This is a genomic window from Anaerolineales bacterium, assembly GCA_022866145.1.
In the GTDB taxonomy this organism is placed as follows: Bacteria; Chloroflexota; Anaerolineae; order Anaerolineales; family E44-bin32; genus PFL42.
This window is the reverse complement of sequence record JALHUE010000237.1, coordinates 1-10,742: the sequence shown is the minus strand read 5'-3', so window position 1 is coordinate 10,742 and position 10,742 is coordinate 1. Positions and strand designations below refer to the sequence as shown.

8 protein-coding genes and 1 rRNA gene are annotated in these 10,742 nt (G+C 65.8%); 8 read left to right on the top strand and 1 reads right to left on the bottom strand.

Features of this window, described 5'->3' with window-relative positions:
* Positions 1–536 precede the first annotated feature (536 nt).
* The gene (locus MUO23_07510; GenBank protein MCJ7512801.1) at positions 537–1,082 is read left to right on the top strand and encodes a COX15/CtaA family protein; all 546 of its coding nucleotides are present in this window, start codon (positions 537–539) and stop codon (positions 1,080–1,082) included.
* Positions 1,083–1,291: 209 nt separating this feature from the next.
* Here MUO23_07510 and MUO23_07505 read toward each other — a convergent pair whose 3' ends face one another.
* Positions 1,292–1,783, bottom strand: coding sequence for an NYN domain-containing protein (locus MUO23_07505; GenBank protein MCJ7512800.1), 492 nt, complete (start codon positions 1,781–1,783; stop codon positions 1,292–1,294).
* Between the two features lie 113 nt (positions 1,784–1,896).
* Between MUO23_07505 and MUO23_07500 the strand changes: the two genes are divergently transcribed.
* The 7 genes from MUO23_07500 to MUO23_07470 all read left to right on the top strand — a co-directional run.
* Complete coding sequence (locus MUO23_07500) at positions 1,897–2,634, top strand: LysM peptidoglycan-binding domain-containing protein (GenBank protein MCJ7512799.1); 738 nt, start codon at positions 1,897–1,899, stop codon at positions 2,632–2,634.
* Positions 2,635–3,345: 711 nt separating this feature from the next.
* Positions 3,346–4,977, top strand: a complete 1,632-nt coding sequence (gene dnaX, locus MUO23_07495) for a DNA polymerase III subunit gamma/tau (GenBank protein ID MCJ7512798.1) — start codon at positions 3,346–3,348, stop codon at positions 4,975–4,977.
* A gap of 64 nt (positions 4,978–5,041) precedes the next feature.
* A complete protein-coding gene (locus tag MUO23_07490; protein ID MCJ7512797.1) occupies positions 5,042–5,347 on the top strand; it encodes a YbaB/EbfC family nucleoid-associated protein in 306 nt (101 codons plus the stop codon).
* Between the two features lie 15 nt (positions 5,348–5,362).
* Positions 5,363–5,971, top strand: coding sequence for a recombination mediator RecR (gene recR / locus MUO23_07485; GenBank protein MCJ7512796.1), 609 nt, complete (start codon positions 5,363–5,365; stop codon positions 5,969–5,971).
* Positions 5,972–5,993: 22 nt separating this feature from the next.
* Positions 5,994–6,776 (top strand): hypothetical protein, encoded by a 783-nt coding sequence (locus MUO23_07480; GenBank protein MCJ7512795.1) that lies wholly within the window; start codon positions 5,994–5,996, stop codon positions 6,774–6,776.
* A 1,088-nt stretch (positions 6,777–7,864) separates the two neighbouring features.
* Positions 7,865–9,580 carry a glycosyltransferase family 39 protein gene (locus MUO23_07475; protein MCJ7512794.1) on the top strand — a complete coding sequence of 572 codons (1,716 nt, stop codon included), beginning with the start codon at positions 7,865–7,867 and terminating at the stop codon, positions 9,578–9,580.
* A gap of 600 nt (positions 9,581–10,180) precedes the next feature.
* Positions 10,181–10,742 (top strand): 16S ribosomal RNA (locus tag MUO23_07470); the annotation flags it as partial.

The following is a 10,742-nucleotide window of genomic DNA, read 5'->3' as shown; positions in this document are numbered from 1 at the left end:
CGCAGGTTCAAATCCTGCCGGGCCCATGCGCGGTCGAGGCGATGAGGTCGCTCGCTCCCCGTGACCACGGGCGAAGGATGTCGGCCTGTCGGGGAATCACGCCAGGCCGGCGTGGCGTGCAGGCCTCGGCTTCGACCGCGAGCCCATCATGGATGAGTAGGACGGGTCAGTGACGATCTAGCGATTCGTTCGCTACGCATGGATCACTGTGGCCCTGAATATCGGCGTCATCCTGTGGGGGGCAGTGGTCCGCGCCTCGGGTTCGGGCGCAGGATGCGGCAGGCACTGACCGCTGTGCAACGGGGAGGTTGGGCCGCGGGCGCCTGAAGCCTCGACTGCGATCGAGTTCACCCACCGCGTTTCGAGCGGCCTGGCGCTGATCTCTGTCGTGGCGCTGATCGCGTTTGCGTGGCGCCTGTGCCCAAGCCGGCACCTCGTCCGCCGGACGGCAGCCGCGGCGGGTGTCTTCCTGTTGCTCGAGGCCGGCATCGAGCGCCGGCTTGGTCGTGTTCGGGCTTGTGGCGGGCGACACTTCGATGGCTCGGGCGCTTGACGGGCCGCTGCATTTCGCCAATACGTACTTGCTGCTGGCGGCGCTCACGCTGACAGCGACCCTCGGCGATACGCAACGCTCTGCCGTATGGCGCGGCGAGCGGCGGCTGGTGCTGCTCGGTTCGCTGACGCTGGTGTGTCTGCTCGTGGTGGGCATGAGCGGCGCCGTCACGGCTCTGGGTGATACCTTGTTCCGTCCGGCCTCGCTGACAGCCGGCATCGCCCAGGAGCTAGCGCCAGCTTCGCACCCGCTGGTGCGCATGCGCCTGATCCACCCGTTGGTGGCTGTCCTGTCCAGCATGATCACGGCGTACTATGCCCTGACTTTGAAGGAGCGGGCGCCCGATTCAACGCGCCGCCGGGGCGCGGCGACGCTGTGGGCGCTGCTCGCCGCGCAGCTGGGTGCAGGCGCCGCAAACGTTGTGCTGCTGGCGCCGCTGGGCCTGCAGGTGTTCCACCTGATGCTCTCGGATCTGATCTGGATCCTGGTGGTCGCCCTGAGCGCCGGAGTATTGACTGCGACGGAATAACGCCAGCCCGGGCTGTCTTACACAAAGCGAACCGCCGGATGTGGGGGGACATCCGGCGGTCCTTGATTGTTCGGGGGCCCTGCCGTCTGTGCAGGGGGGCACGCGTCCGGCAGGTTACGTCCCCCTCACGCGGCGCCCGATACCAATACAATGCCATGGGCCCGCGACCTGATATTAGCACAATGCTTATCCCAATGGGTTAACATATGCTAAGCACGTCTCGCCGCCTTTCTGCGCCGGGCAGCTTCAAATTCCCGCAGGAGCTGGGCGTTTTCCATCTCGGAGAGCGGGGATTCGGGCTTCTCGGCTCCGGCCGTCGGCAGGGAGGCCTGACCCAGCCGCCGCAGGAAGTCGGCGCTGGACAGGGCCTGGGCGCCCGCCTGGCGGGCGGCGGCCATCACCTCCCGATCCGCGGACACCACCGTCCAATTGCGAGCCTCCCCCCGCAGTCGCTGGAGATGGGCCCGGATTGCGCGGTCGGCGCTCGAAGATCCGGGAACGAATCGGACCAGCAGGCGTCCCGCCTGGGGCGGATCCGGCAGGCCGGGCGCACCCCGGTCGAAGTACACCGTGACGGCTTTTCCCGAGGCGGCGCAGAAGCCACGCAGCCGGGTGATCATCATGGCTTCGTCATCGGGATCGGCCAATCTGTGCCCAGGCATGGCGCCGATCAGATTGTGGCCGTCAACCAGGTAGGGCATGGGTGAGTGATACCAGAGGCCTGACCTGCCGTCAATGGAAGACCGTGACCGAGGCAGCGAACATCGGTGTCGGCGACCATCATCCTGTGCTATGATCCGCCGCTGTGGGCAGCGTGCGCAGAGCGACTTGGCGGCAATACTGGGGGTTCCTGGCACTCAATGTCGTGGTCTCGGCCGCCACGACATTGTTGATTCTCAGCCTTTGGGGGCGGCCGCGCCCGGCGTCGACAACCACCGTTCTCCCGACCCTGGCGGTCGCCCAGCGGCTGGCAAGTGTCGTCCCGACCCCCAGCGAAACCCTGGCGCCGACCCCGACCCCGATTACCTACATTGTGCAGTCCGGTGACACGCTGATGACCATCGCCCAGACGCTCGGCGTATCCGGAGACGTGTTGATGAAGCTCAACAAGCTGGGCAATCCGGACGACCTGGACGTCGGCCAGGTTCTGATCGTGCCGACACCCAAGAGCGGCCGTGCCCCGACCGACACCCCTGAGCCGCAGGTGACGGCGCTGCCGACGGTGACGCCGCTGTCTGACTCGCAGGCGCCGCGGGTCGAGATCCGCGGCGTGGACGGCGCGGGCAACTTGGACGACGAAGCGATCCGCCTGCTGAACACCGGCGGGGTGGCGCGCATGGCAGGGTGGACCCTAGATGATGGCCGCAACCATGTGTACGTCTTTCCCGGTTTCACGCTCCACAATGGCGCGGTCAGTGTGAATACGCGCCCGGGAACCGACACCGTGATCGATCTGTATTGGGGGATGACGGAGCCCGTGCTGGTTTCCGGCAAGATCATGACCCTGCGAGACGCCGACGGCAACGTCCAATCAACGTTCGCCATCCCATGAGCCCCCGCCCGGGGCTGGCGCCCGCCGCGGCGGGCACGCGCTCGAGCTACCCCAGGAATGCGCTCGGCCGAAATCCTGGCTGATCGCTACGTCGAGGCCGCATGCGAATCCGGCGCGTTCGGCAACCTGCCGGGCGAGGGAAGACCGCAGCCGCATCGCATGTTCTCGGGGAGCTGGGACCCTGGCCTGCAGCTGCCGAAGAACGCGGGCTGCTCCCAATCTAGCTCGAGCCTCGGCGCGCAATCGGCGATCGGCGGGCGGCGCGGCCCTTGTTCCTCCGAGTCTGCGACCCAGGCGAGGATCGCGCCCGGCAGAGGCGAGGCCGTTTCGCCTTCGCCGCCCGGAAGGTCGCCCGGGATCAACCGAAGGATCGATCAGCACAACCTGAGGGCACCTCACAGGGCGTGGCAACTCCTACGCTTGTTGCTGGGCCGGGAGCCCGAAGGCGGTCTAGGCCGCGGGCGGGGATACGCCTTGAGAGCCGTGAAGGCGCAGGACAACCCCCAAGGGGAGTGCGAACAAGCCTGCGAAGCATGAGAGATCCTCGGCTGGGGTTTGACGTTTGCGGACGCGATCCGTGCATGTGCGTGCGCGCCCGGCAGACCAGCCTGCAGCCTGTGCGGCGACCTGGTCTGCAGTGGGCCCCGAATCGCCCGCGGCTTGCGCCGCATCTGGGCGTCTGATACACTGCGCCCCGCCTTCGGGGTCGTGATGGAACAAGCCCTCTATCGGCAATGGCGTCCGAAAAACTGGGAAGAGGTCGTTGGACAGGAGCATGTTGTCCGCACCCTGCGCAATGCCGTCCGGGCAGAGCGGGTGGGTCATGCCTTCCTGTTTGCCGGCCCGCGCGGCACCGGCAAGACGACTCTGGCGCGGGTGCTGGCCAAGGCCGTCAACTGCCAGGCGCCGTCCACCGCCGATCGTCCATGCAACGCCTGCGAGAACTGCCTGGCCGTCAACGAAGGACGATTCCTCGACCTGATTGAGATCGATGCCGCTTCAAACACAAGCGTCGAGGATGTGCGCGATCTGCGCGATCGGATCAACTTCGCCCCCAACCGCGGCCGTTTCAAGGTGTACATCGTGGATGAAGTCCACATGCTCTCGACGGCGGCATTCAATGCGCTGCTCAAGACGCTCGAAGAACCTCCGCCCCATGCGATCTTCATCCTGGCGACGACGGAAGTCCACAAGATCCCGGCCACCGTGCTGTCGCGCTGCCAGCGCCATGAATTTCGCCGGCTGCCGGTGGCCGCCATCGAAGGCTACCTGCAACGCCAGGTCGCGGCCCAGGGTATGTCTGTCGAGCCGGGGGTGCTGGGGTTGATCTCGCGCCAGGCGACGGGCAGCCTGCGGGACGCGATCTCGCTGCTGGACCAACTGGTTTCAACCGGCGACACCGTCACGCTGGACTTTGCCCGGGTAGTGATGGGGACTGCGTCCAACGAGTATGTCGTTGGGATTGTGCGATCGATCGTCGAGCATGAGATCGGTCTTGGCCTGGAGCGGATCAATCAGGCGCTGGACTCGGGCGCCGATCCACGCCAGCTGGCGCGCCAGGTTGTCGAGTACCTGCGTGGTCTGCTCCTGGTCCGGACTGGCAACCAGGATCTAGTCGACGTGCCGGAAGAGGTTGGACGCGAAATGCAGTCCCTCTCGGCAGGCCTGGCGCTGGCGGACCTGCTGAATGCTCTACGCGCCTTCTCGCGAGCGGCGGCCGATAGCCGCGGCTCGTGGCAGCCAGGCCTGCCGCTGGAGTTGGCGCTGATCGAGGCCGCCCGGCCTCGTCCGGCGGCGCTGCCGGAGAGCCCAGCGACGCCGGAGGCGAGCAACAGCTCCGCGAAGCCCAAGCCGCCTGCCAGGTCAAGCGATACCGACGCTGCTCCGCCCTCGTCGGCGGCATCGAGCCACTCCACCGAGGCCGGGACACCCGTCTCGCCTTCCGCCCCGCAAGCGGCACTCCTCGAGCGCTGGCGCGAGGTTCTCAAAGCAGCCTACCGCAGGGATCCGCGGGCGCAGGCCTTGCTCAATTCCTGCAAACCGCTGGGCATCGAGAAGGGGAATGTGGTTCTGGCCTTCTCCAGTGACCTGTTGCGGGAGAAGATGGAAAAAGGGCATAACCTGGCCTGCGTGCAGGAAGCGCTGCAAGAGGTCATGGGGGAGCCCTTCGGCGTGCGCTGTGTCCTGGCGCGGGAGCCGGTTGTCAAGCAGGCGGCCCGCGAGCCAGAAGGTCCCCGGTCGACCGCAGCGGTTGAGGAGGGGGGAATGGTGGCGACCGCCATCCGCGACCTGGGTGCACAAGTGATGGACGTCAAGCAGTTGCCTCCGGAAGGCAACGCCTGAGCTGCCCGCCCTCGGCCATCGGCCGGGCGGCGAGTGCAACCCGCTCGGAGAGGAGGCGGCTGCCATGTCCCCCAACCCCATGGACCTGCTGGCCCAGGTTCAGCGCTTGCAGGCTGAGATCGCTCAAGCCCGGGAGGAACTCGCCGAGCAGACCGTCGAGGTCAGCGTCGGTGGCGGTGCCGTTCGCCTGATCATGACCGGAACCCAGGAATGCCGGCAGGTGGCGATCGACCCCGGGGTGCTGAAGGCTGAGGACGCCGACCTGGTGCAGGACATGATGGTCGGGGCGATCAACCAGGCGATCCGTGAGTCGCAACAATTGGCGGCCCGACGACTCGGCCCGCTGACCGGGGGCTTGGGCGGCCTGTAGCCCGGCGGAGCCGGAATGGCAGAAACGATCCCGCGCGCAGTCCAACGCCTGATGGAGGCACTCGGCCGTCTGCCGGGCATCGGCCCCAAGACCGCCTCACGCCTGACCTATCACCTGCTGCGCGCCCCCGAGAGCGAGGCCGCGGATCTCGGCCAGGCTGTGCTCGAGCTCCACCGAGCGACCGGTGAGTGCCCTCTGTGCTTCAACATCATGCAGGCCGGCTCGCCTGCCTGCGGCCTGTGTTCGGACCCTGCTCGGAACGACCGGGTCGTGTGCGTTGTGGAGGATCCCCTGGACGTGCTGGCAATCGAGCGCAGTGGGGCGTTTGGCGGCCGCTACCATGTCCTACAAGGAGTGATCTCCCCGGTGGAGGGTGTGGGCCCGGAGGACTTGAAGATTGAAGAGCTGGTGCAGCGGGTGGCATCCGCCGGAGTGGACGAGGTGATAGTAGCGACCAACCCCACCCTCGAAGGCGAGGCAACGGCCATATACTTGAAGCGGCGGCTGCAAGGCCTTCCCGTAAGGGTGACCCGCCTGGCACGCGGCCTGCCATCCGGCGGTGACCTGGAATACGCCGACACCCATACGCTCGCCCGAGCGCTGGAGGGCCGGTCGGAGCTGTAGCTCCCGGCCGAGGAGGAGAATGATGCGCAAGCTGTGCCGCACAGGGGCGGTCCTCTCGTTGGCGATCCTGGCCGGCTGCAACTTCCCTGCCGGCTTGCCGGCGCCAACGGATGAGCCGCCGACGCCCTTTGCCATCCCGCCAACCTACCAGCCGAGCACCACGCCGGCGCCAGCGGCTCCTACTCTGCCTGCACCGACCCAGGAGACGGTAGCGACACCGACCCCGTCCCCGTCCCCCTTGCCTTCGGTGTCGGAGATCTCGGTTTCCCCGCTGGCAGGAGAGGTAATCTGCCGTTTTGGCCCCGGCATCGAATACACGGTTGAAGGCAAGGTCCTGGCGGGTCAGGAAGTGCTGGCCACGGGACGCAATCTTGAAGCGACCTGGCTGCTGGTGGGCAATCCGAGCCGCGAGGGCAAGAACTGCTGGGTGCCAGCGGCAGAGATGGCTGGCGCCGAACAGGGTATCGCACTCCCGGAACTACCTCCTCCGGTCAACATCGTGACCAAGATCACCGTCACCTTTGACCCGAAGAAGGAGGACATTCCTTGCGCCGAGCTTCCCTACAAGTTCAACGTCACCTTCACGATCACTACAACCGGCCCGGCCACGGTCAAGTACGAAGCCGATTCGAGCGAAGGTCAGGCCATCGGGCCCACCCTGTTCGTTTTCGCCTCTGGGGGAAAGAAGACATTTACGGACACACTCAAAGTCGGCAGTGCTGGTGAGCCTTGGTACCGGGTGGACGTACTGAGCCCGAACGTGATTTCGGCGGAGGGCAAGGCGAAACTGGCCTGTACGCCGTAAACCCGATCGCGATGTGCGAAAGACCAAGCGCTCGAGGCTTGGCCCCCGATCGCCCGTCCCGGGGCGCGCCGAGGCACCCTCCGCTCGATCGGCGTCCAGCAGGCCTTCCGAGGAGAAGGGATCGGCGTCCATTCCTGGAAGAGCCGCAGGCCGCATGGGCGGTTCCAGTGTCGAGCCCCATCCTGGCGGGAACGCGACGGCCCCGCTGCCGACGGCGCTCACGGAACCGACCGGGTACGATTCGGCCACCGCCATTCGGAGGTAAACCTGGCCTGAAGCGAGGCGTGTTCCCAGACTGGCGGACAACAGGCCCGGAGGGAGCCGCTACCGCCATGGGGCCCCATGGTCCGGTGGTAGCCAGATCAGGGCGCAGACGATGCTCCAGGCGCCAGTCCCTGGTATCGGAATCTGTTGGCGGGCGGACGAGCGCCTCCTCGAAGCATGAGCTGGTTCCGCGGGAATACAACGGAATCGGGCACGCCGAAAGGCCGGCCCGATGGTTTGTGAATGGGACCAAGCCGGCCACCGCGCCCATCCAACGATCGATCACATCGTCGCACCGCCCAGAACCGTTCCATCTTGTGTGCCTGGCGCAAGGTGCGGCCTGGCAGCACGTCCGTCCCTCCTGCCGTCCGAGTGGGGTCGTCAGGCCCGGGACACAACCCGGAAGCTTAGAGCTGGGCGCGGTCCTCATTTGAGAGGGCGACCACGATCCCCTTCGGGTCGCTGTGCGGAGCCCGAGGTCGCTTTGCCGAGTTCTAGACCAGGAAGAGGGAAGGCCAGGCTCTGCGAGGTCGGGGCGACCTATTCCCTGCTCCCCTCCAGCGGGGAGAGATCTGCATCCTCGCAGACGCGCGAATCTCCGGTCTCGCAGGGAGGTCGACAAGCCAGCACGTCCTGAGAGGCGGCAGGGGCCGCGCAGATTGCCGACTTGCGGCTGAGGACATCAGCGTTTCGGAGCAGATGCTGGCCATGGATGCCTGCCAACGGTATGCTTGGCGTCAGACAACCCGTCGGCAAGCGACGGTCGAATCTCGGGTGATCCAATGCGGATCCGTGGACTTCGTCGAAATGTCATACTCGTTGGCATGGCGATCTCGAGCGCCATGGTTCTGTTGGCTGCCGCAGGCCTTCCCTTCCGGCAGTTGAAGAACGCGCTGAACGGGGTCATGCCGGATGGGGACTTCGAGACGCTCACCGAGGCGACGGCCGTGATTGTGAGAGTCTGGCTTGTCCTTGCCGCCGGGCTGTGTGCACTGGTCGTTTGGCTGGCGCGGCGCGGCGGCCCAGCAGGGCGGGGTGGGTTCGCCTCCTTCCGCACAGATGCCTTGGGCCTTTGGCGTGCGATCCGGCCCCATCACGAGGACAGAATCTGGCTCCTGTGGCTTGCACTTGTGACGGCTTCCGCCCTTGCCTTGCGCCTGCCTCGGATCATGGCCGGCCTCAACCACGACGAAGCCTACACCGTGATGACCTTTGGCCGTTCGCTCGGGTTCGCGCTGACCAACTACCATGTTCCGAACAATCACATCTTTCACACTGTCCTTGTCTACCTCTCCGCCAGGCTGCTCGGGCCCGCGCCCTGGGCAGTCCGGTTGCCCGCGCTGGTCGCAGGCCTTGCGACCATCCTAGGGATCTACTTCCTGGGGCGCGACACCTACAGCCGAACCACAGGGTTGGGCGCCGCCCTCCTGCTCGCAGTGTCTTCGGCTCATATCGGGCATTCGGTGAAGGCAAGGGGATACGCTCCGCTTGCCTTGTTTGCGGTCCTGGCCTTCTGGCTCGCCTGTCACGCCTGCCGTCGGAGGAACCTGCTGGCCTGGTTGCTGGTGGCCTTGTTCTCCGGTCTCGGGATGTTCACCATTCCGGTCATGGTCTACCCCTACGCTGTTCTGATGGCCTGGCTGCTGGCGGAGGGGATGTTGGGAAGCCTCGGTGAGGGCTATCGATCCAGAAAGGACTTCCTGCTCTTCTGGACGGCCTCCGGCCTGGCGACAGTCCTGCTGGTCTTCGCCCTGTATACGCCGGCGCTGATGGTGACTGGCCCGCAGCGGATGGTGGCGATCGGTCGAGTTGCACCCAATCTCGATATCGGGTTCGGCGAGGCCTTTCTCGCCAACCTCGCTCAGGTATCCGGCGCTTGGGCAGGCGGCCTCCCGCCGTACGTGCGTGTGCTTGTCGTGGCTGGCCTGGCGCTGAGTCTGCTGCTCCACCGGAGGTTGAGCAGGCACACCGTCCCAATGCAGGTCGTGGCTCTGGTGGTGGTGGCAGGGTTCATCTTTGTGCAGCGGCCGATCTACGACGCGAGGATCTGGTTCTCACTTCTTCCGCTTGTGGCCCTGTGGGTGTCGGCCGGAACCGTCGGGGCCATCGAGCTCGGGCAAAGGTCTTACTGTCCCCGGATCCCGCTAGCGGCGGGCTTCTTGGCACTCGGCATGATGCTGGCCGGGGCCCCGGTGGTGCGTGCGCTCGAGACGTTGCCAGAGAACTGGGCGAACAAGGGCAGGGAAGAGCAGGCGGTGTTGTTCCTGAAGGATGTATTGAGGGAAAACGACGAGATCGTGGCGCCGCCATTGCGGGCGCCGATGATGCGCTACTACGCCCGCTTGCACGGGGTGTCGCAGGACTACATGGATCGCGACTCGGAGTTTGGTCGCCTTTTCCTTATCACCTACCCGGGTGAAGGCCAGAGCGCGGAAATCCTGCTGAGGTCGGCTGGCCTCGAAGGGCACGTCGATCCGGTGAGTGCCAGGCGACTCACGGGATTCATGGGGCTGGAGATTGTCGAGGTTGTGGGCCGCTAGACCTGGTCGCGGTGGTTCCGGCCGGGCGAGGCGGTGATGGCGGGGGGCGTGGCCACTCGAAGAGAGGGCCGCCGAGGGAGGGCACCTTCGGCTGCGAGCCCCGGTCGCGGGCCTGGGCGCCCCCGGGGGATCGGGCCGTGGCGAAGGGTAGGCTTGCCGGCGGCGCCCGGGGAGGGTGCGAAGGGTGCCCCTCGGGGTAGAGTTTGTAGCCGGGGGTACGTGCGGGCCGTTGGGTGGCCGGGGGTGGGGGCGGGGCTGCAGACCGGGGCCGAGCTTGACAGCTTGCGACCGGCACGCTTATAATGGAGGCAACCATTCCACAACGGTCTCGCCCGCCCGGCGGGCAGACTGAGACAACCTAGAGACGAGCAAGGGCGTCAGAGACCGAGGCCGCAGGGCCCGCCGGTCTGGCGACCAGCCGATGTGCGCAGGTGGCGCATCGGCCAATGCGTCTCTATCCCTTGACAGGGGGCGGAGCGGGTGGTAAGATAATCCGCTTTGCAACAGGCACCTTAACAACTGAATAGTGACAGGAAGCCAAGCAAGCCTTTGCTCCAGTCAGGGTGACTGAAACCCCATCGCAAGGTGGGGAAAGAAGTCAATACGGAGAGTTTGATCCTGGCTCAGGATGAACGCTGGCGGCGTGCCTAATACATGCAAGTCGAACGAGGGCACTCACGTAGCAATACGAGGGTGTTCCTAGTGGCGAACGGGTGAGTAACACGTTGGTGACCTGCCCCGAAGTGAGGGATAACACCGCGAAAGTGGTGCTAATACCTCATGTGACCCGAGGGATTAGATGCCTTCGGTGGAAAGGCGCAAGCCGCTTCGGGAGGGGCCTGCGGCCCATCAGCTAGTTGGTAGGGTAATGGCCTACCAAGGCGACGACGGGTAGGGGTCCTGAGAGGGTGGCCCCCCACACTGGCACTGAAACACGGGCCAGACACCTACGGGTGGCAGCAGTAGGGAATATTGGACAATGGGCGAAAGCCTGATCCAGCAACGCCGCGTGCGCGATGACGGCCTTCGGGTTGTAAAGCGCTTTTCGGGGGGATGAGGAAGGACAGTACCCCCGGAATAAGTCTCGGCTAACTACGTGCCAGCAGCCGCGGTAAAACGTAGGAGGCAAGCGTTATCCGGATTTACTGGGCGTAAAGCGCGT

Bases quoted from the DNA above. Each gene is read 5' to 3' on its own strand.
- MUO23_07510 (MCJ7512801.1), top strand. From the start codon at position 537: ATGGCTCGGGCGCTTGACGGGCCGCTGCATTTCGCCAATACGTACTTG.
- MUO23_07505 (MCJ7512800.1), bottom strand. From the start codon at position 1,783: ATGCCCTACCTGGTTGACGGCCACAATCTGATCGGCGCCATGCCTGGG.
- dnaX (MCJ7512798.1), top strand. From the start codon at position 3,346: ATGGAACAAGCCCTCTATCGGCAATGGCGTCCGAAAAACTGGGAAGAG.
- MUO23_07490 (MCJ7512797.1), top strand. From the start codon at position 5,042: ATGTCCCCCAACCCCATGGACCTGCTGGCCCAGGTTCAGCGCTTGCAG.
- recR (MCJ7512796.1), top strand. From the start codon at position 5,363: ATGGCAGAAACGATCCCGCGCGCAGTCCAACGCCTGATGGAGGCACTC.
- MUO23_07480 (MCJ7512795.1), top strand. From the start codon at position 5,994: ATGCGCAAGCTGTGCCGCACAGGGGCGGTCCTCTCGTTGGCGATCCTG.
- MUO23_07475 (MCJ7512794.1), top strand. From the start codon at position 7,865: ATGGCGATCTCGAGCGCCATGGTTCTGTTGGCTGCCGCAGGCCTTCCC.